The 21,782-nt window shown below is 70.9% G+C and carries 22 protein-coding genes and 1 tRNA gene; 5 read left to right on the top strand and 18 right to left on the bottom strand.

The genetic code is table 11. The features are described from left to right. Positions 1-99: 99 nt before the first annotated feature. A complete protein-coding gene (locus tag ACYVGD_RS01475; protein WP_460741194.1) occupies positions 100-834 on the bottom strand; it encodes an AIR synthase related protein in 735 nt (244 codons plus the stop codon). A gap of 56 nt (positions 835-890) precedes the next feature. Between ACYVGD_RS01475 and msrA the strand changes: the two genes are divergently transcribed. Continuing rightward, on the top strand, positions 891-1,526 hold the full coding sequence (gene msrA / locus ACYVGD_RS01470; protein WP_460741193.1) for a peptide-methionine (S)-S-oxide reductase MsrA: 636 nt from the start codon (positions 891-893) through the stop codon (positions 1,524-1,526). A gap of 59 nt (positions 1,527-1,585) precedes the next feature. Here msrA and ACYVGD_RS01465 read toward each other — a convergent pair whose 3' ends face one another. The 4 genes from ACYVGD_RS01465 to ACYVGD_RS01450 all read right to left on the bottom strand — a co-directional run bounded on the left by ACYVGD_RS01465 (position 1,586) and on the right by ACYVGD_RS01450 (position 3,714). Further along, positions 1,586-1,723 (bottom strand): hypothetical protein, encoded by a 138-nt coding sequence (locus ACYVGD_RS01465; protein ID WP_460741192.1) that lies wholly within the window; start codon positions 1,721-1,723, stop codon positions 1,586-1,588. 9 nt (positions 1,724-1,732) lie between these two features. Further along, positions 1,733-2,170: an alternative ribosome rescue aminoacyl-tRNA hydrolase ArfB gene (gene arfB / locus ACYVGD_RS01460; RefSeq protein WP_460741191.1), complete on the bottom strand. Its 438-nt coding sequence runs from the start codon at positions 2,168-2,170 to the stop codon at positions 1,733-1,735. Continuing rightward, positions 2,170-3,336: a DUF7847 domain-containing protein gene (locus ACYVGD_RS01455; protein WP_460741190.1), complete on the bottom strand. Its 1,167-nt coding sequence runs from the start codon at positions 3,334-3,336 to the stop codon at positions 2,170-2,172. The genes arfB and ACYVGD_RS01455 overlap by 1 nt, the downstream gene beginning before the upstream one ends. Positions 3,337-3,399: 63 nt before the next feature. After that, positions 3,400-3,714 carry a hypothetical protein gene (locus tag ACYVGD_RS01450; protein ID WP_460741189.1) on the bottom strand — a complete coding sequence of 105 codons (315 nt, stop codon included), beginning with the start codon at positions 3,712-3,714 and terminating at the stop codon, positions 3,400-3,402. A 32-nt stretch (positions 3,715-3,746) separates the two neighbouring features. On the opposite strand from ACYVGD_RS01450, the gene ACYVGD_RS01445 reads away from it, so the two are divergent. Together ACYVGD_RS01445 and ACYVGD_RS01440 are read left to right on the top strand one after the other, a co-directional pair. Continuing rightward, positions 3,747-5,159, top strand: coding sequence for a hypothetical protein (locus tag ACYVGD_RS01445; protein ID WP_460741188.1), 1,413 nt, complete (start codon positions 3,747-3,749; stop codon positions 5,157-5,159). Positions 5,160-5,228: 69 nt separating this feature from the next. Then, complete coding sequence (locus ACYVGD_RS01440; RefSeq protein WP_460741187.1) at positions 5,229-6,116, top strand: DUF2510 domain-containing protein; 888 nt, start codon at positions 5,229-5,231, stop codon at positions 6,114-6,116. Here the strand turns inward: ACYVGD_RS01440 and ACYVGD_RS01435 are convergent. After that, positions 6,113-7,171, bottom strand: a complete 1,059-nt coding sequence (locus tag ACYVGD_RS01435; RefSeq protein ID WP_460741186.1) for a DNA adenine methylase — start codon at positions 7,169-7,171, stop codon at positions 6,113-6,115. The two genes, ACYVGD_RS01440 and ACYVGD_RS01435, sit on opposite strands and share 4 nt — an antisense overlap. A 136-nt stretch (positions 7,172-7,307) precedes the next feature. Here ACYVGD_RS01435 and ACYVGD_RS01430 point away from each other — a divergent pair, with 136 nt between their 5' ends. Further along, entirely contained in the window at positions 7,308-8,846 is a 1,539-nt protein-coding gene (locus tag ACYVGD_RS01430) for a hypothetical protein (protein WP_460741185.1), read from the top strand. 3 nt (positions 8,847-8,849) lie between these two features. On the opposite strand, the gene ACYVGD_RS01425 is transcribed toward ACYVGD_RS01430, so the two are convergent. Both ACYVGD_RS01425 and ypfJ read right to left on the bottom strand, forming a co-directional pair. Then, positions 8,850-10,070 (bottom strand): acetyl-CoA hydrolase/transferase family protein, encoded by a 1,221-nt coding sequence (locus ACYVGD_RS01425; RefSeq protein WP_460741215.1) that lies wholly within the window; start codon positions 10,068-10,070, stop codon positions 8,850-8,852. A 73-nt stretch (positions 10,071-10,143) separates the two neighbouring features. Further along, positions 10,144-11,016 carry a KPN_02809 family neutral zinc metallopeptidase gene (gene ypfJ, locus ACYVGD_RS01420; protein WP_460741184.1) on the bottom strand — a complete coding sequence of 291 codons (873 nt, stop codon included), beginning with the start codon at positions 11,014-11,016 and terminating at the stop codon, positions 10,144-10,146. 107 nt (positions 11,017-11,123) lie between these two features. Here ypfJ and ACYVGD_RS01415 point away from each other — a divergent pair, with 107 nt between their 5' ends. After that, positions 11,124-11,798 carry an NUDIX hydrolase gene (locus tag ACYVGD_RS01415; RefSeq protein WP_460741183.1) on the top strand — a complete coding sequence of 225 codons (675 nt, stop codon included), beginning with the start codon at positions 11,124-11,126 and terminating at the stop codon, positions 11,796-11,798. Positions 11,799-12,000: 202 nt separating this feature from the next. Here the strand turns inward: ACYVGD_RS01415 and ACYVGD_RS01410 are convergent, their stop codons facing one another. The 10 genes from ACYVGD_RS01410 to mfd form a co-directional block, all read right to left on the bottom strand. Beyond that, a complete protein-coding gene (locus ACYVGD_RS01410) occupies positions 12,001-12,804 on the bottom strand; it encodes a Bax inhibitor-1/YccA family protein (RefSeq protein WP_460741182.1) in 804 nt (267 codons plus the stop codon). A 161-nt stretch (positions 12,805-12,965) separates the two neighbouring features. Continuing rightward, positions 12,966-13,038, bottom strand: a tRNA-Leu gene (locus ACYVGD_RS01405). 16 nt (positions 13,039-13,054) lie between these two features. After that, complete coding sequence (locus ACYVGD_RS01400; protein WP_460741181.1) at positions 13,055-13,375, bottom strand: hypothetical protein; 321 nt, start codon at positions 13,373-13,375, stop codon at positions 13,055-13,057. A 30-nt stretch (positions 13,376-13,405) separates the two neighbouring features. Beyond that, positions 13,406-14,311, bottom strand: a complete 906-nt coding sequence (locus tag ACYVGD_RS01395; protein ID WP_460741180.1) for a Ppx/GppA phosphatase family protein — start codon at positions 14,309-14,311, stop codon at positions 13,406-13,408. Further along, positions 14,308-14,847: a DUF501 domain-containing protein gene (locus ACYVGD_RS01390; protein WP_460741179.1), complete on the bottom strand. Its 540-nt coding sequence runs from the start codon at positions 14,845-14,847 to the stop codon at positions 14,308-14,310. Before ACYVGD_RS01390 ends, ACYVGD_RS01395 begins: the two co-directional genes overlap by 4 nt. Beyond that, positions 14,844-15,500: an FtsB family cell division protein gene (locus tag ACYVGD_RS01385; protein ID WP_460741178.1), complete on the bottom strand. Its 657-nt coding sequence runs from the start codon at positions 15,498-15,500 to the stop codon at positions 14,844-14,846. Before ACYVGD_RS01385 ends, ACYVGD_RS01390 begins: the two co-directional genes overlap by 4 nt. 119 nt (positions 15,501-15,619) lie before the next feature. Further along, positions 15,620-16,903, bottom strand: coding sequence for a phosphopyruvate hydratase (eno, locus tag ACYVGD_RS01380; protein WP_460741177.1), 1,284 nt, complete (start codon positions 16,901-16,903; stop codon positions 15,620-15,622). Positions 16,904-17,005: 102 nt separating this feature from the next. Further along, a complete protein-coding gene (locus tag ACYVGD_RS01375) occupies positions 17,006-17,623 on the bottom strand; it encodes a nucleoside triphosphate pyrophosphohydrolase (protein ID WP_460741176.1) in 618 nt (205 codons plus the stop codon). A gap of 14 nt (positions 17,624-17,637) precedes the next feature. Continuing rightward, positions 17,638-18,207 (bottom strand): hypothetical protein, encoded by a 570-nt coding sequence (locus tag ACYVGD_RS01370; protein ID WP_460741175.1) that lies wholly within the window; start codon positions 18,205-18,207, stop codon positions 17,638-17,640. A gap of 52 nt (positions 18,208-18,259) precedes the next feature. Further along, a complete protein-coding gene (gene mfd / locus ACYVGD_RS01365) occupies positions 18,260-21,748 on the bottom strand; it encodes a transcription-repair coupling factor (protein WP_460741174.1) in 3,489 nt (1,162 codons plus the stop codon). Positions 21,749-21,782 lie beyond the last annotated feature (34 nt).

Here is a 21,782-nt window from a genome sequence, read left to right as displayed (position 1 = left end):
CTCCTCAAGATCATGGGCCGGCCCCGGTCATCTCGGTGTACGGCGCCCACGTCGCCATCCCGTGGGTTGCACTCGGCGGCCTCTGCCTCGCCAACTGACTCATCCCACCAGCCGCGCGACCACGGCGAAGGGCGGATCGCCCACCGTCGCCGCGCGGAGGGCATCCAGGTCGTCGGCCGCGCAGGCCACCAGCACGCAGGACGCCGGGCCACCGGAGTCGGTGGGCGACACGTCGGACCCGACCGGCTCGACGCGCAGCCCAGCCGTGCGGGCCAGTTCGCCGAGCTCGTACGCCACACCCCGCGACCCCACGGGCAACGCGTCGTGGACGAGCCCGGTGGCGAGGACGGCGCGTACGTCGGCCACCGTCACCTGGCCCGGATGGCCCGGGTGGAGGGTGTCGCGGGGCGCGGACAACGGCAGTCCCAGGCAGACGACGGCATCACCGGGACGGGCCGTCGTCGGGGCGCCTCGAAGCCGGCCCAGGACCGTCACCCCGATACCCGTCGCCGTGACGGGGACGTTCTCCTCGGTCGAGCCGGTCACCGCCTCGGGCGGCACCCCGGCCTCGGCCGCGAGCCGCCTCACCTCGGCGACGATCTCCTCGCCCGCACCGGCCAGCGGGAGGGACAGCGCGTCGACGACGGCCACCGGGTCGGCGCCGGCGCACAGCACCTCCATCAGCGGGACGCGCAGCGCGAAGTGTCCGACGGTGGTCGCGTCGGCGGAGACCGTGTCGCCGGGCAGCGGACCGATCCCGCCGATCGAGTCGCAGGCCACGACCAGGTCGCCCAGCACCAGCAGGTCGCGCACGCGCCGTACCTCGTCGATCACCTGCTCACTGTGACACACGCCGAGGCTGTTGGGGTCGGCGCGGCATACTGGGCAACATGTTCAACCTCTACAAGCAGCAGATGGTCTCGCCCACCGAGGCGCTGCCCGGGCGGCCCGACCCGGTCCTGCCCGAGCCCGGCTTCCACGCCGTCCTCGGCAACCCGATCCACCCGGTGCCGGACGGACACCAGGTCGCCTACCTCGCCGCCGGCTGCTTCTGGGGCGTGGAGAAGCTGTTCTGGAACGTCCCCGGCGTACGCTCCACCGCCGCGGGCTACATGGGCGGCTACACGCCGAACCCGACGTACGAGGAGGTCTGCTCGGCCCAGACAGGCCACACCGAGACCGTGCGCGTGGTCTTCGACCCGGCGAAGGTGACCTACGCCGACCTGCTGAAGGTGTTCTACGAGAACCACGACCCGACGCAGTACATGCGGCAGGGCAACGACCGTGGCACGCAGTACCGCTCGGCGATCTTCACCACCTCGGACGCTCAGGCCGACACGGCGCGCGCGACCACCGAGGCCTTCCAGCAGGCGCTGACCGAGAAGGGCTTCGAGCAGATCCAGACCGAGGTCGTCCCCGCCGGTGAGTGGTACTACGCCGAGGACTACCACCAGCAGTACCTGGAGAAGAACCCGGGCGGCTACTGCCCGGTCCACGCCACCGGCGTCGTCTGCAACCCTGCCTGACGATGGGCGACGTCCAGGTCCTCGGCCCGCACGGCCACCCCGCTATCTCGGCGCCGAGCTCAGGCTGACCCCGGGGCGGCGGTCGACCTGGCCGTCGAGCCCGCCACGAGCATGCGGTGCTGGTCGACACCGGCGAGGTGACGCTGCAGGGCCAGATCCCCGGCGTACGCCTCCGCCCGCGAGGGCGCCGCGACCACCGCTGACGATCAGTCGCCGGTGGCCCGCCGGTCCCGCTTGACCTGGGCGCGGCGGCGCTTGGCGTCGAGGCGGCGCTGCACCGAGCCCCGGGTGGGTCGTGTCGCACGCCGCGCGGGCGGTGGCGGTGCGGCCGCTTCCCTGATGAGCTCGGCCATGCGTTCGCGGGCGAGGCGCCGGTTGCGGTGCTGGGAGCGCTCCTCGGTCGCGTCGACGCCGAGGACGCCGTCGACCAGCCGCGGGCCGAGCGCCCGCACGATGCCCGCGCGCTGGGCGTCGGTGAGGCCGGGGCACGTCGTCAGGTCGAGCGAGAGCTGGACGCGGCTGTCGGTGGTGTTGACGCCCTGGCCGCCGGGCCCGGACGCCCGCGCGAACCGTTCGACGAGCTCACCTGCCGGCACGACCAGTCCCCCGGGCAGGCCTGGGCCGGCGGCGACGACGAGATCCATCAGCCCTGTGGCCAGCCCTGCTGGCCATAGGGGGGTTCCTGCCGCTGCGGCTGGTAGGTGTTGGACGGCTGCTGGGGCCACACCTGCTGCGGGGCCCCCTGGGGCCATCCCTGCGGGGGCTGCTGCTGGGGCCATCCCTGCTGCACCTGCTGGGGGTACGCGGCGTACGCCGGGCCGTAGGCTCCGGGGCGTGGGATCGTTCCGTTGACGATCATCTCGTTGCGTACGCGCTGGTCCATGAACATCAGCGTGAGGTAGATCTGCCGCAGGGGGACCGACACCAGACTGAGGCCGATCGACAGCACGGACACCACGATCAGCATGGGGACCATGGCGGTCATCACCGTCCGCAGCGCGGCCTCGGGGTCGGACTGCAGCTGCTGCTCGTCCTGCAGCTGGTAGAGCGGCGAGAACATGTTCGCGATGATCGCGATCGTCGAGTTGAGCAGGTAGAGGATGCCGGCGAGCGCCAGGTACCACCCGAACGTCCGCCAGTAGTTCCCGCGCGTCACCGACCACGCCCGCTTCACGCCGGCGAAACCGTCGAGGCCCTCGAGCGCCATCGCTGGAACGGTGTAGATCACCTTGGGCATCAGGAACAGCAGGGCGAACAACGCGGCGTAGAAGCCGAAGACGGCGAGGACCAACATCGAGAGCGCTGCCGCGACGGACGACTCGTCCTGGGCGTTGCGGGCCACCGCGGCGACGAACCCGAGGACCGCCGCCACCAAAAGGCCGTAGAGCACCATCACGGCGAGCCACACGCAGAGGACGAGCGCGAGCAAGCGCACGACGAAGCCCTTGGAGCGGGACCACAGCGTGCTCATGAACGGGTCGCGCCCTGACACGTATTCCTCGGTGGCGATGCTCATCATCGCGTACGTGCGCATCTGGAACAGGCTGACCGCCAGCATGCCGACGGCGAACAGTCCGACCCCGCCCAGCACGAGCGGCCAGACGACTTCCTGCTGGGCGATCGACTGGGTGATGCCGATGATGATCGGCACCAGCGCGGCGATCGACACCATGGTGCCGAGCGCCATCGGCATCGCGGCCAGGCCGAGGAACAGGCCCGCCTTGCGCTTGAGCAGGATGAACGACCCGCTGAGCGAGCTCCCCAGATCGAGGGGGCGGCGCTGGAGGGGAACGATGGGCTGGACGGTCACCTTCCCAAAATACGCAGTGGACCGGTCATGACGGGCCCTCCCACGATCACGAAAGGGCGACGATCAGTCGCGGTCCACCAGCGCGTACGACAGCGCCGCGTTGGCCGTGGCCACGGCCAGCACCGACGGCCAGGCACCGATCTTCTTCGCCAGCGGATGGGACAACCCGAAGCCCGCCAGGTAGGCCGCGCCCAGCACGCCGGCGACGCCGGGACCGCGCCGGGCCAGCCACGTGCGGCCCGCGTACGCCCCGCAGGCACCCAGCACGACGCCGCCGAGGGGGCGTACGCCGGACTCGCGGGCGGTGAGGTAGCCACCCAGCAGACCAAGGGCGACCAGCGGGGCCGTCGAGACATCTTCCGCATGCTTCATGCTCATGGCCGAATCCTACGCGGGCTACAGTTGCGCGCGTGATGGGTCGGCCTGGGACGTGCGCGGCAGCCGCCGTGGCGTCGGCGGTGATGCTGTCTGCGTGCACCGTGCCGGTCGCCAACCCGCTGCCCGACCTCTACCACCAGGCCAACACCCCGTTGGGCCGCATGATCAAGCACGTCAGCCCCACGTGGACCGCGCCTATCGTGCCCGCCGGCCGCACGGCGATGACCGACGACACCCTCGTCGCCCTCGACGTCAAGGAGGGCGGACGCCTCGAGGCCGTCGCGCTCGACCTCACCAACGGCGCCGAGCGGTGGCGACGGCCGGCGGGGGCCGGCGCCCCCGTGCCCTCGACGCGGCTGGACGCGGTGGTCGTCAAGACGCCCGAGGGCAACGCGGTGACCGCCTTCTTCGCCCCGACCCAGGGCCAGAAGGTCACCCTCGTGCTGGCCGACCCCCGCACCGGCGAGCAGCGCGAGGTGGAGACCCCTGGGCTTACGGCGCTGACGACGTGCAAGGTCGTCGGCGGCCTGTGCGCCGAGCAGGTCGAGGGCAACCATCGCGTCCCCGTACGCATCGACCCGGTCAGCGGCAAGGTCACGAAGTTCCAGCTCAAGCAGGGCCCGCTCGACCGCGTCTCCGACCTGGGCGACGGCGTCTACATCGCCCGCCGCGACGGCAGGACGGTGCTGGGCCGCGCCGGCTCGGAGGGCTGGGAGAAGCCGCTGTCGACGTGGTTCGGCACCGACGTCGAGCTGCCGGCGACGCTGAGCTGGACCTCCCACGACGCCGACGCCAACACCGTGTCGATCTCGCTGCGCAAGAAACCCCTCACCGACGCCGACCTGCGCATCCCCGTCTCCGAGATCGAGTCGGTCATCGTCGAGACCGGCACGGGCGAGTCGGTCTGGGACGCACGCGGCAAGTCCCTCTGGTGCCCCGGCTCGGGCGGCGTCGTGTGCTCCGGGGACCTGACCTACACGCGACCCAACAAGAACACGCGTACCTTCGTCCCCGCGGCCGGCCAGACGACGTACGCCGGGCTCCCGACCGCCGGCGGCACCGGTGAGTGGTCGTACAAGCTGCCGGCGGTGGCGACCGCCACCGGTCCCGACCGGACCGTGCTGAAGGTCCCGTCGGAGGTGTGGGTGTTCAAGCAGGGCGACCGCGTCCAGATGGCGGACCTGCTCGGTGGCGAGCTGACGACGCTCGACGAGACCCACTGGATGGCCTGCGCGTCGTCGCGCCCGATCCAGATCGGCCAGACGAAGGCCACAGCCTGGGACTACCGCCCGTGCACGGCGCGCGCCGTGGCGGAGGAGCCCGCCCAGTTCACGATCGCCGGGGTCGTGTCGGCCGCCACCCAGATCCCGCGCGCGGAGCGGCCGCCCGAGATCCCCGGCTACTACGCGGTGACCATGCCGGGTCGGATCGCCCTGTTCCGCTGATCAGGGAACCCCGGGGGCATCCGGACGCCTCCTACTGTCTGCAAGCGTTGACCGAAAAGAGAGGTGCACATGGCGCTCCCCGGCTGGTATCCCGACCCGAGCGGGCATCCCCAGACGTTCCGCTACTGGGACGGCCAGGCATGGTCCCAGCAGACCACCACCGATCCGCGGACTCCCCCGCCGCCCCCGAGCACACCGGCGGCGGCCTCCGCGGCCCCGGCCGGCGCGGCGACCAGGCGTTCGCCCTGGCCGTGGGTCGTCGGTGGCCTCACCATGTCCCTGCCGCTGGTCGTGGCCCTCGCGTACGGCCTGGTCAACAAGGAGGACCCGGAGCCGACCTCGCCCCCGCCGGCGACCACCACCACCCGCCCGTCGCCCCGGCCCTCCGCCGGCACGGGTCCAGACACCCCCGCGGGGACCCAGCTGAATTGCTCGGCCGGGGCGGGCCAGAACCAGCGTGGAACCTCACCGACACGCGCCGCCGCCGGGATCCAGTACGACGCCGTGCCCGGATGGACCTGGTCGTTCTCTTCGGAGATGTTCCCCTGGCTCGACGAGATGACTGCCTACGGCGACGTCAAGCGCTACAACAACGGTTCGCTCGGCGCCGGCATCGCCATCGGCGGCATGAGCCGGAAGAACGGGTTCACAGACCCGAAGCTGGCGGTGTCGCAGGCCTACGAGTGCATCCAGCGCTACGGCCTGGGCGCCGACGGCGGCTACGACTGGCCGACGCTCGGCGCGGTCGAGCAAACCACCATCGGGGGCATGCCTGCCTGGCGGGCGAACGTGTCCGTCGGCGTCCACGGGGCGTCGCAGAAGATCGACATGATGGTCGCGGTGGTGGACTCCGGACTGGGCACCGGCTACACCATGGTCAACACGTTCGTCCCGGACGACGACGCCGAGACCCGGGCGAAGATCGACACCGCGATGAGGTCGATGCGCCGCGGCTAGGCTGACTCGGCCTCCATGATGGCTGCGGGGTCGCCGGCCGACCTCTCGACGGCCTCGCCGCAGACCACGACGTACTCGGTGTTCTTCAGGTGGGACACCTCGCCGACCTTCGTGCCGTCCGGCCCGTGGACGCCCAGGCGTGCGCCGATGTAGCGCCGCCCCTCGAAGGCGTGGACCTCCACCGGCCCGCGCTCGCCGCAGATCTCCAGCAGGTAGTCCAGCGGCAGGAAACCCTCGTCGGAGAACGACACGACGACGGTGCGGGCCCGCAACGTCGCCAGGGTGTCGGCGAACACCTGGGCCATGCGTACGCGGCTGTTCCACGGGCTCTTCAGCGCCGCCTCCTGCGCGTCCGCACGCTTGCAGGCCACGCCGTAGTGGTTGGGCTCGTCGCCGCGCACGAGCGTCTCCCACACGTGGTAGTTCGTGAAGTAGCGGTGCTGGTTGTACGGCGGGTCGAGATAGGCCAGGTCCACTTCCACCGACCCGGCCGCGACGAGCGCGTCGTGACGGATCGCACGCCCCGTGCCGGGAACCAGCTCCGGGACGCGCAGCGACAGCCGCCCGTAAGAGCGGCGCGACCAATGCTTCAGGTAGGCCATCTGCAGCCCGACCGTCGAGTCGACGCGGTCGGCGGCCTCTACGAGGCTCGTCAGCAGCACGGGGTGGAGCCACGTCCCCGCGTACCAGTCCTCGATGCCGGCGCGGATCGCGTCGATGCGTACGCCGTTGTGGGGCTGGAAGTAGCGCGACCGCTCGCAGAACGTGCGCGTCACGTAGCCGCGGTGGTCGGGCAGCGCCTCGAGCCGCGCGATCGCGTCGGCGATCTCGGCGGTGTCGACGGCGTCGGCGTCGAGCTCGACGTAGGTGCGGGCGAACGCCTCGGAGTAGGAAGCGAGGTCGTTGGCGTACACGAAGGCGCCACGGCGGCAGAACTCCTGGGCCACGCGCGTGGTGCCCGTGAACAGGTCGAGTGCCGTCGTGGCACCGGCCCGGTCGACCAGGTCCCCGAGGACGGGCGCCAGGACCCGCTTCGACCCGAGATACTTGATCATTGCCGAACCATAACCGTGCGCTAGTTTCGATTCCGTGAAATCGGCCCCGAATGAAAAGACCTTCAGATTCCCCCGCGGATCTTGGGTCGCGCTCGGGGTCGCACTGGTCGTCGCGTCTCTGTGGCAATGGTGGCGCGTGGGGGTCAATCAGGACGTACGCCAGGGCATCGGCGTCCTGCGTGCCGGCGAGGCGTACGGCATGGACGTGTGGGCCCACCGCCCGCTGGTGACCCGCCTGCTCATGGATGGCCTGGCACGCGTCACGCCCGCCGATCCCGTCGTCGGTGACCACGCCCTGCGCATCCTGTGCTCGCTGCTCGCCATCGGTTGCGCGGCGGTGCTGGGCCACGGGCTCCGCCGCGTCCTCGGCGCCACGGGTGCGGCGTTCGTCGCGCTGGCGGTCGGCGGTGCGCTGGTCCTCGCGCCGACGTGGGACCTGGCCGAGCCCGAGTGGTTCGCCGCCGCCGCCGCTGCCGCCGCCCTCGGCATCGCCTGCCTGGGCGACCGGCACCGCGCGGGCCCCCTGGCCGCGGGCGCGGTGCTGGGTGTCGTGGGGGCGCTGAAATACACGACGGTGACGACCGCCCTCGTGGCCGTGGCGCTCGTCTGGATGATCGACCGCATGCGCGGCCAGTGGTTGGCGTGGACGACCCTGGTCTCCACGGTGGGCGTCATCGGCCTCACCCTGCTCGTCGCGCCCCACGAGTGGCAGTGGCTGCGCGACATGCCGCTGTTGAACCCGACCGTCACATCGGCGCTCCCCCGGCAGCTCGCGGAGGGCTGGGCGAACCACGTGCTGGTCTCCCCGATGACGCTGGTCGCGCTCACGGTCCTGACCGACCTGGCCGTACGCGGCCGCGTACGGTCGTCTGCCGGCGGATGTGCGGCGATCGTCGTGCTCGCGCTCCCCTTCGCCGCCCAGCACCAGGGCTTCCTCTACCACCTCGCCGCCATCCCCGTCCTGGCCGCCGGCCTCGTCGCCTCGGGCTGCGTACGCGGCCACCTGCTGCACCTCATCGCGGGTGTCCCGTGGACGTGGCTCGCAACCGCGCTCGTCGGCACCGGCGCCGGGATCGCGGTGTTCGCCGCGGGACCGCGTACGCGTGACGGCCTGTGGTGGATCGGTATCGCCCTGACCGTCGTCGCCGCCGTCCTCCCCGTCGTCGAGACGGCCGTCGCACGGCGCGGCTCGAGCCACCTGCTGCCCCTCGCCGTGGCTCCGCTGCTGCTGGCTCCTCTGCTCGTCCCGCTGAGCCCGCGCACGGCGTACTCGGTGTCGCTGGCCCACTCGCGCGTGACGTCGGCCGCGAACCGGGCGCAGGCCGCCGAGGCGTCCGCGCTGCGCGAACGTGTCGCGCGCGTCGTGGCACCGGACGCGCCCGTCGTCCACCTCGGCTTCACCACGCCGTGGCAGCTGCCGAACCCGTCGGCGTGCCGCTACGTCAGCCCGACGTTCCTCCAGCGCGGCAACCTGTCCGGCGTGACCGGGACCGCCAGCTTCGCCGAGAACCTCGCGTGCCTCGACGACCCGACCGCCCGGTATGCGGTGGTCCAGAAGGACTGGTTCGCGCTCGAGAAGGTGCCCCCGCAGGTCGCGGACGCCGTACGCCGGAACTTCCCCTGCGCGCAGCCCGCGTACGAGGACGACATCGTGCGGATCTGCGCGCGGGGCTGAACCTCAGACCAGGCCCATCTCCTGGCCCTCGGCCCACAGCTGGTCGCGGGCGTCGGGATGGGCGGCGTGCTGGATGAGGCCTGCAGCCTGCTCCGACTGCGTGCGGCCGAAGATCTCGGCGATGCCCTGCTCGGTGACGACGTGGGACATCTGCATCGACGTCGTGGCCTCCTTGAGGTGGCCGACGATGGTGGACACGTTCGCCTTGGGGTGCCACGACTTGAGGGCGAGCATGGCCTTGCCACCCGGCGAGTGCAGTGCACCGACGATGAAGTCGGTCTGGCCACCCGTGCCCGAATAGATGATGTCGTTGATGCGCGAGGCGTTGGCCTGCACGAACAGGTCGACCTGTAGCGCCGTGTTCACGCTGACCATGAGCAGGTTCGACGCGATGAGGGCCGGGTCGTTGGTCTTCTCCGTGCGCAGCATGCGCACGCGGTCGTTGTCGTCCGCCCAGTCGTAGAGCTCCTGGGTGCCGAACAGGAACGAACCCGTGATCGGGGTCGAGGTGTCCATGCAGCCGCGGCGCTCCAGCTCGAGCACGCCGTCGGAGAACATCTCGGTCCACACCTTGAGGCCCCTGCGGTCGGTGAGGGACGCCAGCACCGCGTCCGGAACCGCACCGATGCCCGTCTGGAGCGTCGCCCCGTCGACGACGTGGTCGGCCACCGCGCCGCCGATGACTCGGGAGGCGTCGTCGATCGCACCGGGCTGGTGCGTGGCCAGCGTCTCCTCCGCCTCGATGGCGAGGTCGATGTCGGACAGCGGGATGAGTGCATCACCGCGCGTGAACGGCATCTTCGGGTTGATCTGCGCGATCACCAGACCGCCGCGGCGGCGGCACGCCTCGATCGCCGCCGGCATGATGTTGACCTCAATACCCAGCGACACCACCCCGCCACGCGGCGGGGAGACATGCAGCAGGACGACATCAGGGGCCAGCGGGCCGTCGAACAGGCGCGGCACCAGCGACAGGCGGGCCGGGTAGTAGTGCAGTCGCGGGTGGCGGCGCATACCGGGCCCGACGAACGGCGACTCGTACTGGATTCCCTCACGGTCGGGGATGCCCTTCTGGGCGTTCAGCATCGCCAGGTGGAACGCCTCCATCGATCGGTCCACGATCCCCAGCAGGGTCATGGGAGCGGCGAAGTTCCCGGTGGACACGACGCGGGAGCCGTTGGGTACCCCGGTCAGGCGGGCGGACAGTGTGGCTTCGTCGACGATGCGCATGACCAGCATTCTGGTGGGTCGCCTCATCCACCCCGCACGGGGGTGCCCCGCTCGGGTGACTACGGGTTCAGCCCACCTGGGCGCCGGGGGCGAAGGTGTCGCACGAGTTGGGGTTGCCCGAGTTGTAGCCCTGGGCGAGCCAGTACTTGCGCATCTGCGACGAGCCGTGGGTCCACTGCTCGGGGTTGACCCTGCCCTGCATCTGCTGCTGGATGCGGTCGTCGCCGACGGCCTTGGCTGCATCGACGGCGCGGTTGATGTCGTCCTGAGTGATGCCGGAGATGGGGCCGTTGGGGTCGGACGCGGCGTTCTTGAGCCAGGCACCGGCGTAGCAGTCGGCCTGCAGTTCCAGGCGTACGCCGGGCGAGGTCGGGCCGGTCTGGTTGCCGGCGCGCTGGACCTGTTCCATGACCCCCATCTGGTTGGAGATGTGGTGACCGTACTCGTGGGCGATGACGTACGCCTCGGCGGCGTCACCACCCTGGGCGCCGAGCTGCTTCATGAGCTCGTCGAAGAACGAGGTGTCGAGATAGACCTGCTCGTCGGACGGGCAGTAGAACGGGCCGACCTGGGCGGTCGCCGTGCCGCACGCGGTCTGGATCTGGCCGGAGAACAGGTTGGTCTTCGTCACGCGGTAGCCGCGCAGCGTCTTGCCCCAGTAGCCCTGGATGGAGTTCGTGTACGCCACCCAGCGGCACTCGCGGTTCTTCTCGATGTCGGCGCCCGTCTGGCACTGCGCCATGGTGGTGCCCTGATTCTGGGTGGTGGTCTGCTGGCTGCCGCCGGCGAGGCCGGTGAGGTCGACACCGAGGATCTGCGACAGGATGAACAGGATGATCATCGTGCCGATGCCGCCGCCCACGGCAATGCGTCCGCCGCCGCCCCCACCACCGGTGGAGACCTGGCTGGAATCCAGCTGACTGCCCTGGTTGTACTGCATCGGACCTCCGTGTATGGGGGAAACCGCCGCGCGGTCGTTGCCCAAAAGAATAGCCACACCGCCTCATCGACTCGCCATCCCAGAGCCGTTCGGGAGATGATGGTTTGATGAGGATCGTATGTGTCGCGGCGCCGGGAGGTGCTGCCCTGTTCGCCACCACCCTCGGCCACGGCGAAGATCCCCACGTCGCCGTGTGGCAGCACGGCCTCAGCCTCACCCGTCCGCTCAGCGCGACCCGCCAGGGCGACGAGATCATCGTGACGGTGCTCGGGGCACCCCACTCCCGCGGCCGCATGCACGTACGCCGCCCCCGCGGCATGGACCCCGACCTGCGCCTCGCCCCCGGCGAGTCACCGCAGGTACGCCAGCGCGTGGCCGCGTACGGCATCGTCCGCTCGTCGCGCGGGGTCCTGGCCACCGAGTTCTCCCGGCGTACGCACGTCCCGGGCCAGTGGGGGCTGCCCGGCGGCGGCGTCGACCCGGGCGAGGCGCCCGTCCGCACGGTGGAGCGCGAGGTCTGGGAGGAGACGGGCCAGCACGTACGCATGGGCGAACTCGTCGACATCCAGTCCGACCACTGGATCGGCCGCGCCCCCAGCGGCCAGGCCGAAGACTTCCACGCGCTGCGCCTGGTCTACACCGCCGTCTGCGACGACCCGACCGACCCGGTCGTCCACGACGTGGGCGGCACCACCTCCGGCGCCCAGTGGGTCCCGGTCGAGTCCTGGCGGCGTACGCACTGGACCGCCGGTGCGCGCTCACTGCTGGACAAGCATCTTTAGTCCGGCTCGCGCCCGCGCGCCGGGGTCCGATGTCTTCCTCGCAGTCGTCGAAGCCCCCGAGCTGCTGTCAGCACTGACGGTGCCGGTCTGCTGCTCGGGGGCTTCTCCTTGGTGCTCGTCCAGACATCGGGGCGCGCTGACCGACGCTCGCCGGGAGGTCCGCTCTCTGCGTGGTCAGGTCACGCCCGATGCCTGTGCGCTCTCAATCCCTGAAGTACGAGAGGATGCGCAGGAGCTCGACGTACATCCACACGAGGGTCGCCATGAGGCCCATGGCGGCCTTCCAGGACTGCGAGGCCGGGGCACCCATGCGGACGCCCTCCTCCACGTACTCGAAGTCCATCACGAGGTTCAACACGCACAGCACGACCGCGATGGCGCTGACGGCCATGGACAGCAGGCTGGCGCCGCTGCCGGTGTCACGGATACCGAGGTCGACGCCCGCGAGCGCGAAGCCGAGGTTGACGAGCATGACGACGGCGTACGCGATGGTGCCGATCATGGTGACCTTCTTGAGGCGGGCACCCATGCGGAGGTTCAGGAACTTGTAGGCCCCGAGGGTCACGGCGGCGGCGACGAAGGTCGCGAAGATCGCGGCGACGACGATGCCGGGGTAGAGGTATTCGAAGACCTTCGACAGGCCGCCCACGAAGGCGCCCTCGAACGCGGCGAAGAACAGCACGGCCGCCGGGGAGACCTTGCGGCGGAGGGCCACGACCAGCGACGTGACGAAGGCGACGAGGCCGGACACGATGCTGACCGGCATCACCATCTGGACCGGCACGAGGAAGAACACGGCCGCGGCGGCGACGACAACGACCGCCAGGGAGACCGTGGTCTTCGTGACGACATCGTCCATGGTCATCTGGGGCTCGCGGGAGACCGGGGGCTGCTGGAAGCCCTGATCGACCGGCTGGCCGGGGAACTGGGGGTAGCCCTGCGGCATGCCACCGCCGGACGGCGTGAAGGCATCTCGGCGGGACAGGATCGGGTTGGCGCTGCGCATCGTTCCTCCTGGGAATCTCGGATACATCGACCACAACGCTGGGGGCCACCGGCCATGTTCCCCCTGAGCCGTGGATCAGGGAAAGGTCGGGGTCGACAGTTGTCGCAGAGCCTACCTGCTCGGGCAACCACCTCTGACCACTCGTCGGGTCTCGTTCTGGGTGCCCCCGATGGGATTCGAACCCATACTGGAGCGGGTTTAAGCCGCCTGCCTCTGCCGTTGGGCTACGGGGGCGCGTCGGCCGTCGGTGTCAGTCGGCTGCGCGGGTGGGGCGGACGTCCGAGTCCTCGATGACCGGCTCGTCGGCGGCGTGCTCCGCCTCCTCGAAGGCCGCGGCGTCGATCTCGGCGCCCTGGGGTCGTGCGAAGACAGCGGAGTCGGTGGTGGTGACGTCGAGCGGCTGCTCGTCCTCGACGGGCGCAATCTCCGTCTCCGCGACGGGTGCCGGGGCGGCCGCGTACGTGGTCGGCACGGGCTTGCGCATGGCCAGCAGGATACGGACGATGTTGAACACCGACACGATGAGCAGCATTGCGAACAACGCCAGCAGGGCCAGCTGCCACGTCTCCATCATTCCTCCTCCTGAGATTCGAGTCGCACCCTATCGCGACATGGGGACATCGCGCTCCACCACGAGCCCGTCGAGCAGGTCGGCGTCACGGACGAGCACGTCCCGGCCGTCGAGCCGGTCGGCGAGGGCAGCCAGGACGAGCGCACCGCCGGCGATCACCTCGGCACGCAGCGGCGGGATGAGGGCTCCGACGAGCTCGGCGACGGGCCGGGTCAGGCACCGGTCGAGCACGGCGTCGCGTGCGGCACGGTCCACGAGCGTCCCGGTCACAGCGGCCGGATCGTACGCCGGCAGGCCCAGGGCGACCGCGGCGAGCGTGGTGAACGTTCCGGCCACGCCGATCCAGGTGCGGACGCTTCCCCAGTCCACGTCCAGGCCGTCGAGCAGGGAGTCGGCGTACTCACGGCCCGACGCGACCTCGGCGGCGGTGGGCGGATCGGACGGCAGGAATCGTTCGCGCAGGCGTACCGCGCCCATGTCGAGCGAGTGGGCGGACCGGATGTTGCCGTCGGCGTCACCGACGACGACCTCGGTGGATCCACCGCCGATGTCGGTGACCATGACCGGCCCCTCGACCGGGCCCGCGGACAGCGCGCCGAGGAACGTCAGCCGCGCCTCCTCCGCGCCGCTGAGGACGTCGACGCCCACGCCGAGGCGGGAGCGTACGCCAGCGTCGAGCTCACTGATGTCACGGACGTCGCGCGCGGCCGAGGTCGCGGCGAACCGCAGCAGAGTGGCGCCGTGGGCGGCGATCAGGTCGCCGTACTCGTCGACGGCGGCGAACGTGCGGGCCAGCGCGTCGGGGTGGAAGACCCGCGTGGCGTCCACGCCCTGACCGAGCCGGACGATGCGTTCGGCCCGCACGACCACTCGCTCGTCGTCGCGGACCAACAGGCGCACGGTGTTGGTGCCGCAGTCGATCGCGGCACGGATCATGCGTCGGCCTCGGGGCCGGCGCAGGGACGCGACCAGAACTCGCCGATGGCCGCGACGGCCTCGTCCCCGAGGGGGTTGACCCCCGGCCCGGTGGCGAGGGCGTGTCCGACGAGGACGTGCAGGCACTTCACGCGCGTGGGCATGCCGCCCGCGGAGATGCCGTCGATCTCGGGCACGTCGCCGAGCGCCGCGCGGTCGGCCAGATAGGCTTCGTGGGCCTTCTCGTAGGCCGCCGCCAGCTCGGCGTCCTCGCCCAGCCGCTGGGTCATCTCGGCCATGACGCCATGGGACTCGAGCGTCGAGCACGCGGCGGTCGCGCGCGGGCACGTGAGGTAGTAGGTCGTCGGGAACGGCGTGCCGTTCGGCAGGCGGGGCTCGGTTGCGACGACGCCGGGCTTGCCGCACGGGCAGCGCCAGGCGATGCCGGCGACGCCGCGCGGCGCGCGCTCGAGCTGGGCCTCGATCGCCGCCTCGTCGGCTGCGGTCATGGGCTCGTACGCCGGCTCGCGGCGCGGTTCGTGCTGGTCGTGGCTCATCCGGCCCTCTTCGTCGGCGTCGGGGACTTCTTCGGGGTGGGCGTGCGCGTGCCGTCGGTGATCGGCGGGCGCTCCGAGGGCGTGGCCATCGGGGTGGGCGGCGCCGGGGTCGGTGTCGGGACGGGCTGGTCGGCGGTCTTCACCGCACCCCACATGCGCTGCCACCAGGTGCGGGGCGGCTGGGGGGCGCTCGGTGCGGTGGACGGCTCCATGCGCGTCCCGATCGGCTGGCCGTCGGGACCGATGACGCGGTAGCCGACCTCGCCGGGCATCACCCAGCCGAGTCGCTCGCGCGCCTGGGCCTTCACGAAGTCGGGGTCGTCCCACCGCGCGAGCTGGGCGTTGAGCTCGTCGATGTGGGCCTGCGACTGCTGGATCTTCTGGGTGTTCTCGGCGTTCTGGCGCTCGGTGTCGAGATAGATTCGCAGGGAGCCGGCGTACGAGATCACCAGGAAGGCGACGACCGCCAGCAGGATCATCGCGCGACGCGTGACCCCTATGCCGCGCGGGGGCGCGGGCGGCTTCACCTCTTGGGCGAGCAGCTCATCGGTGGTGACGGATGCGGTGGACGGCGTACGCGAGACCGGCCGGTGACGTGGCTTACCACGGCCGGGGCCGGCTCCTGGGCGGGAGGTACGCGGGGTGCTGGGCATCGAGACCCAGTCTAGGTGGGTCGGCCCGACGATCCGGGTGCGCGACACCGCCCAATGAAACAGACGTGGCCCCGGACCGGGGTCCGGGGCCACGTCAGGAGATCAGCACGCGGGTGTGATCACTTCTTGAAGCGCGGGAAGGCCGCGGCACCGGCGTACGAGGCGGCCTCGTCGAGGTCCTCCTCGATGCGGAGCAGCTGGTTGTACTTCGCGACGCGGTCGGAGCGAGCCGGGGCACCGGTCTTGATCTGGCCGCAGTTGGTGGCGACGGCCAGGTCGGCGATCGTGACGTCCTCGGTCTCGCCGGAGCGGTGGGACATCATGCACTTGAAGCCTGCGCGGTGGGCCATGTCGACGGCGTCGAGGGTCTCGGTCAGCGAGCCGATCTGGTTGACCTTCACCAGCAACGCGTTGGCGGTGTCGGTGTCGATGCCGCGCTTGAGGCGCTCGGGGTTGGTGACGAACAGGTCGTCGCCGACGAGCTGGACCTTGTCACCGAGGCGATCGGTGATGGTCTTCCAGCCCTCCCAGTCCTCCTCGTTGAGCGGGTCCTCGATGGAGACCAGCGGGTAGGCGTCGACCCACTCGGCGTACAGGTCGGTCATCTCGGCGGCCGACTTGGTGCCACCCTCGAACTTGTAGCCGTTCGAGCCCTCGTCGTAGAACTCCGAGGCGGCGACGTCGAGCGCGAGCGCGATCTGGTCGCCCGGGGTGTAGCCGGCGGCCTTGATGGCCTCCATGATGAGGTCGAGCGCAGCACGGTTCGACTCGAGGTTGGGAGCAAAGCCACCCTCATCGCCGAGGCCGGTGGACAGGCCCTTGTCCTTGAGGACCTTCTTGAGCGCGTGGTAGACACCCGCGCCCATCTCGAGGGCCTCGCGGAACGACTCGGCGCCGATCGGGGCGATCATGAACTCCTGGATGTCGACATTGGAGTCGGCATGGGAGCCGCCGTTGAGGATGTTCATCATCGGCACGGGCAGCACGTGGGCGTTCGGGCCACCCACGTAGCGGTAGAGGTTCAGGCCGGCCGACTCGGCGGCGGCGTGGGCGACGGCGAGCGACACGCCGAGAATGGCGTTCGCGCCGAGCTTGCCCTTGTTGTCAGTCTCGTCGAGTTGGAGCATCGCGTCGTCGATGAGGCGCTGTTCGGAGGCCTCGAAGCCCAGGAGCTCGGGCTGGATCTGCTCGGTGACGTTCTCGACGGCCTTCAGCACGCCCTTGCCGCCGTAGCGCTCGCCGCCGTCACGGAGCTCGACGGCCTCGAAGGCACCGGTCGAGGCACCCGACGGGACTGCGGCGCGGCCCTCGGAGCCGTCGTCCAGGACGACCTGCACCTCGACGGTCGGGTTGCCGCGCGAGTCGAGGATCTCACGTGCGTCGATGAAAGCGATGGTTGCCACGATGGAAGCCTTTCGTGTGGATTTCCGGTGGGACGAGCCCCACGGGCTGCCCTCGGTCACCACCCTAGTGCGCGGCCTCCGCGCGGCTGGTGGGGGGCGCGACTAGCTGCTCTCGGCGGCGCGTACGTCGTCCTCGAGCGCGCGCAGGGCGTCGCGCACGGCCTGTTCCGGGTCGACGCCGGAGGCCTGCGCGCGGGCGACGAGATCGAGCGCCGTACGCCCCACCTCGTCGGCCGTCACGGGATCGTCGGGGAGGTCGACGGGCACCTTGTGGGAGCGCGCCCGAGAGATGACCTTGTTGGCACGGGCGAGGGCGGACAGGCGGACGGGGATCCCGTCCAGCGACGACGTACGCCCCTTCTCGGCGCGCTTGCGTTCCTCCCACGTCGCGTCGAGGTCGTCGGGCACGTCGCCGTCGGCGAACACGTACGGGTGGCGGGCGATGAGCTTCTCGCTGATGCCGTGGGCGACGTCGTCGATGGTGAAGCGGTCCTCCTGCTCGGCGATCGCCGCGTGGAACACGACCTGGAGGAGCAGGTCACCGAGCTCCTCGCGCAGGTCGTTGTCGGACCCTGACTCCACTGCGTCGACGACCTCGCAGGCCTCCTCGACCAGGTAGTGCAGCAGCGAGCGGTGGGTTTGCTCGGCGTCCCAAGGGCATTCGCGGCGCAGGCGATGCATCACGCCGACGAACCGCACCAGCTCCGCGTGATCCGCCATCTCGTCGGGTGGCGTCAGCTGGCGTTCGACAGCGACGACGACCGGGTGAGCGGCTCTCCGGTCGTCGCGTCGCGGCTGAGGGCCTTCATGTCGGCGAGGCCGTAGCGGGGATTCACCTGCGTCTTCACCCGCTGGAGCGCGGCCTCGAACTGTTCCTCGCCCATGGCCTGGGCCTGGGTCTCGGCGATGGCGATGGCCCTCACGAAGGGGCGGGCCGCCGGGTCGTTGACGTATTCGGGGTTGGCCCAGTCGGGATCGTTCAGGAGGAGGTCGGCATGACCGCGAAGGGCGGCGGCGTCGGGTCCGGCCAGCGACTCGGCGGCCTTCGCGCGCATCATCAGGTTCAGGACAGCCGCCTCGGGCGCGGCGGTGGCGCGGCGACCCTGCTTGGCGGCGACACGCTCGGTGGCTCGGTTGAAGCCGTCGGTGGCCTCCGTGACCTCGCTGGTGGAGATGCGCTGACCGTCGACGACCGCCGCCGTGCTCGGCGAGTTGCACGCGCTCAGCGACAGCACCAGGGCGCCTGCCGCACCCATCGCCACGAACCGGCCCAGCTTCATCTCGTTCTCCTCCAGAAGTCGCATCGCGCGACGCGTCCGCGCCGTGATCCGCGCCCATCCTAGAGCAGTCGTGCCCCTAGGGCAGGAAGATGTCCTTCACGACCTGTTCGCACCACTGCAGGAGCTCGCGGTCGACCGGCGCCGGGCCGCCGATCGTCGCGGCCCTCGGGCGCGGGACCAGGATCCACTGCGGCTTGACGACGGCGCGCGGGTGGAGCCTGGCGAGGCGAGCGGCACGCGAGTCGGGCAGGTCGTGGGGGCCGAAGCGGATGTTCGAGCCCTGGGCGACGACCTCGGTCAGCCCGGCCGCACGGCACATCGTGCGGAAGCGTGCGACCTCCAGCAGCGTCTCCACCGGCGGCGGGAGCTCGCCGTATCGGTCGAGCAGCTCGGCGCGCACGGCCTCGACGTCTTCGTCGCAGGCGACCTCGGCCAGGCGCTTGTACATCTCCAGGCGCAGGCGCTCGGAGCCGACGTAGTCGTCGGGCAGGTGGGCCTCGACGGGGATCTCGATGCGCATCTCGGGGACGGCCTCGGATTCGGTGCCGTCGGAGCGGAAGTCGGTGACGGCCTCGCCGACGAGCCGGATGTAGAGGTCGAAGCCGACATCGGCGATGTGGCCCGACTGCTCGCCGCCGAGCAGGTTGCCGGCACCGCGGATCTCGAGGTCCTTCATCGCGATCTGCATGCCCGCCCCGAGCTCGGTGTTGGCCGCCATCGTCGACAGCCGGTCGTGGGCGGTCTCGGTCAGCGGCTTGTCCGGCGGGTAGAGGAAGTACGCGTACCCGCGCTCGCGGGAGCGTCCCACGCGGCCGCGCAGCTGGTGGAGCTGGGACAGCCCGAACATGTCGGCCCGCTCGATGATGAGCGTGTTCGCCGTGGAGATGTCGAGCCCGGCCTCGACGATGGTGGTGCACACCAGCACGTCGTAGCGGCGATCGACGAAGTCCTGCATGACCTGGTCGAGCCGCTTCTCCCCCATCTGTCCGTGGGCGGTCACGACGCGTGCCTCGGGGACGAGCTCGGCGAGGACCTGCGCGGTGCGCTCGATCGACTGGACGCGGTTGTGGATGTAGAAGACCTGACCCTCGCGCAGCAGCTCCCTTCGGATCGCCGCTGCGATCTGGCCGCGGTCGTAGGGGCCGACGAACGTCAGGACGGGGTGGCGCTCCTCCGGCGGGGTGGTGATGGTCGACATCTCACGGATGCCGGTCACGGCCATCTCGAGGGTGCGCGGGATCGGCGTGGCCGACATGGCGAGCACGTCGACGTTCAGGCGCAGCTTCTTGAGCTGTTCCTTGTGCTCGACGCCGAAGCGCTGCTCCTCGTCGATGATGACCAGGCCGAGGTCCTTGAACCGGATCTGGTCGCTGAGCAGGCCGTGGGTGCCGACGACCACGTCGAGCGTGCCGTCGGCGATGCCCTGGCGTACGGCCTTCGCCTCCTTGTCGGACTGGAAACGCGACAGCTGGCCGACGCGCACGGGGAAGCCCGCGAAGCGGCCCGCGAACGTCTCCGCGTGCTGGCGCACAAGGATCGTCGTGGGCACGAGCACGGCGACCTGCTTGCCGTCCTGGACGGCCTTGAACGCTGCGCGCACGGCGATCTCGGTCTTGCCGTAGCCCACGTCGCCGCAGATGAGGCGATCCATCGGCACGACCTGCTCCATGTCGTGCTTGACCTCCTCGATGCAGGCGAGCTGGTCGGGAGTCTCGACGTACGCGAAGGCGTCCTCGAGCTCGCACTGCCACGGGGTGTCGGCCGAGAAGGCGTGGCCGCGAGAGGCCTGGCGGGCGGCGTACAGCTTGATGAGCTCGGCAGCGATCTCCTTGACCGCACGGCGGGCCCGCGACTTGCGCTTCGCCCAGTCGGCGCCGCCCATCTTGTCGAGGCTCGGCGCCTCGCCGCCGACGTAGCGGGTGACCAGGTTGAGCTGGTCCATCGGCACGAACAGCCGGTCGCCCGGCTGGCCGCGCTTGGACGGGGCGTACTCGATGACGAGGTATTCGCGCGTCGAGCCGCCGGCGCTGCGCTGGATCATCTCGACGTAGCGGCCCACGCCGTGCTGATCGTGGACGACGGGGTCGCCCGCGGTGAGCTCGAGGGGGTCCACCTGGTTCTTTCGACGCGTCGGCATGCGCCGAGCGGACTTGTCGGCGGGGCCTCGGCCGGACAGGTCGCCGCCGGTGAACACGGCCAGCTTCACCGGGTCGAGGCGGAAGCCGTGCGGCAGCGGGGCGAGCGCGACCGTGACGATCCCCTTCTTCGGCGGGGCCTTCAGCGCACGGACGGCCTTCGTCGTGATCTCGTGCTCGCCGAGCAGCTCGACCATGCGCTTGACCAGACCCTTGCCCTCGGCCACGAGCACGACGCTCCAGCCGTCGGCCATGGCCTGCTTGATGTCGGCGACCGCGGCCTCGGCGTCGCCCTTCCACGACTCGGTGGCGTGGCCGTCGACGAGGCGGGTCTCGTCGGGGGCGGCCTGGAACGGACTGAACGTCCACCAGCCCTGGCCGCGGCCGAGGGCGTGGTCGCGTACGTCGTCGAGCGCGCGGTATGCGGACGCCCCGAGGTCGATGGGGGCCTGTCCCCCGCCCGCGGCGGCGGCCCAGGAGGCCTGCAGGAACTCGTCGCTGACGGCGGTCAGATCGTCGGCGCGGCCGCGGACGAGCTCGGGGTCGGCGACCACGACGAGCGTGTCGGCGGGCATGACGTCGACGAGCAGCTCCATGCCGTCTACGAGCGCGGGCGCGAGCGCCTCCATGCCCTCCACCGCGTGGCCCTCGGCCATCTTCTCGAGCATCTCTGCGAGCTCGGGGTGCTTCTCGGCCAGGTCGAGCGCGCGGGCGCGGACCTCGTCGGTGAGCAGGAGCTCGCGGCACGGGTCGGCGGTGACCTCGGGAAGGACCTGGTCGGTGGAGCGCTGGTCGGCGACGGTGAACGTGCGGATCTCCTCGACGGTGTCGCCGAAGAAGTCGATGCGTACGGGGTGTTCGGCCGTCGGCGGGAAGACGTCGACGATGCCGCCGCGCACCGCGAACTCGCCGCGCCGCTCGACGAGGTCGACTCGGTGGTAGGCGGCGGCGACCAGGCGTCCGGCGAGCTCGTCGAGGTCGTGGTCCTCCCCCGTCGCGACGCGGACCGGCGTGAGGTCGGCGAGCCCCTTGACCTGGGGCTGCAGCACCGAGCGCACGGGGGCGACGACCACACGAGGCGTCTGGTCGGCGGGTCCCGCCAGCCGGCGCAGCACGGCGAGGCGGCGTCCGACGGTGTCGGAGCGGGGGCTCAACCGCTCGTGCGGGAGCGTCTCCCAGGCCGGGTAGTAGGCGACATGGTCGTCGCCCATGATCGCACCGAGCGCCGTGGTGACGTTCTCGGCCTCGCGATAGGTGGCGGTGACGACCAGCAGGGGCCGCTCCTGGGCCAGCGCGGCGGCGACGACCGGGCGCAGCGGTGGCGTCACCGCCAGATCGAGCTGGCTGAGGGTACGTGAGCGCGCGTCATCGCAGGCCTCGGCGATGACGGGGTCGGTGGATGCGAGCTTGACCAGTCCCTGCAGCGTCACCCCGGCACTCTACCCGTCCCGTGGCGGGGGGACG

The organism is Mariniluteicoccus endophyticus (assembly GCF_054780035.1).
The sequence above is the reverse complement of the archived record's forward strand: the minus strand, read 5'-3'. Positions and strand labels throughout refer to the sequence as shown.

Bases quoted from the DNA above. Each gene is read 5' to 3' on its own strand.
- msrA (WP_460741193.1), top strand. From the start codon at position 891: ATGTTCAACCTCTACAAGCAGCAGATGGTCTCGCCCACCGAGGCGCTG.
- arfB (WP_460741191.1), bottom strand. From the start codon at position 2,170: ATGGATCTCGTCGTCGCCGCCGGCCCAGGCCTGCCCGGGGGACTGGTC.
- ACYVGD_RS01450 (WP_460741189.1), bottom strand. From the start codon at position 3,714: ATGAGCATGAAGCATGCGGAAGATGTCTCGACGGCCCCGCTGGTCGCC.
- ACYVGD_RS01440 (WP_460741187.1), top strand. From the start codon at position 5,229: ATGGCGCTCCCCGGCTGGTATCCCGACCCGAGCGGGCATCCCCAGACG.
- ACYVGD_RS01435 (WP_460741186.1), bottom strand. From the start codon at position 7,171: ATGATCAAGTATCTCGGGTCGAAGCGGGTCCTGGCGCCCGTCCTCGGG.
- ypfJ (WP_460741184.1), bottom strand. From the start codon at position 11,016: ATGCAGTACAACCAGGGCAGTCAGCTGGATTCCAGCCAGGTCTCCACC.
- ACYVGD_RS01415 (WP_460741183.1), top strand. From the start codon at position 11,124: ATGAGGATCGTATGTGTCGCGGCGCCGGGAGGTGCTGCCCTGTTCGCC.
- ACYVGD_RS01410 (WP_460741182.1), bottom strand. From the start codon at position 12,804: ATGCGCAGCGCCAACCCGATCCTGTCCCGCCGAGATGCCTTCACGCCG.
- ACYVGD_RS01400 (WP_460741181.1), bottom strand. From the start codon at position 13,375: ATGGAGACGTGGCAGCTGGCCCTGCTGGCGTTGTTCGCAATGCTGCTC.
- ACYVGD_RS01395 (WP_460741180.1), bottom strand. From the start codon at position 14,311: ATGATCCGTGCCGCGATCGACTGCGGCACCAACACCGTGCGCCTGTTG.
- ACYVGD_RS01390 (WP_460741179.1), bottom strand. From the start codon at position 14,847: ATGAGCCACGACCAGCACGAACCGCGCCGCGAGCCGGCGTACGAGCCC.
- ACYVGD_RS01385 (WP_460741178.1), bottom strand. From the start codon at position 15,500: ATGCCCAGCACCCCGCGTACCTCCCGCCCAGGAGCCGGCCCCGGCCGT.
- ACYVGD_RS01375 (WP_460741176.1), bottom strand. From the start codon at position 17,623: ATGGCGGATCACGCGGAGCTGGTGCGGTTCGTCGGCGTGATGCATCGC.
- ACYVGD_RS01370 (WP_460741175.1), bottom strand. From the start codon at position 18,207: ATGCGACTTCTGGAGGAGAACGAGATGAAGCTGGGCCGGTTCGTGGCG.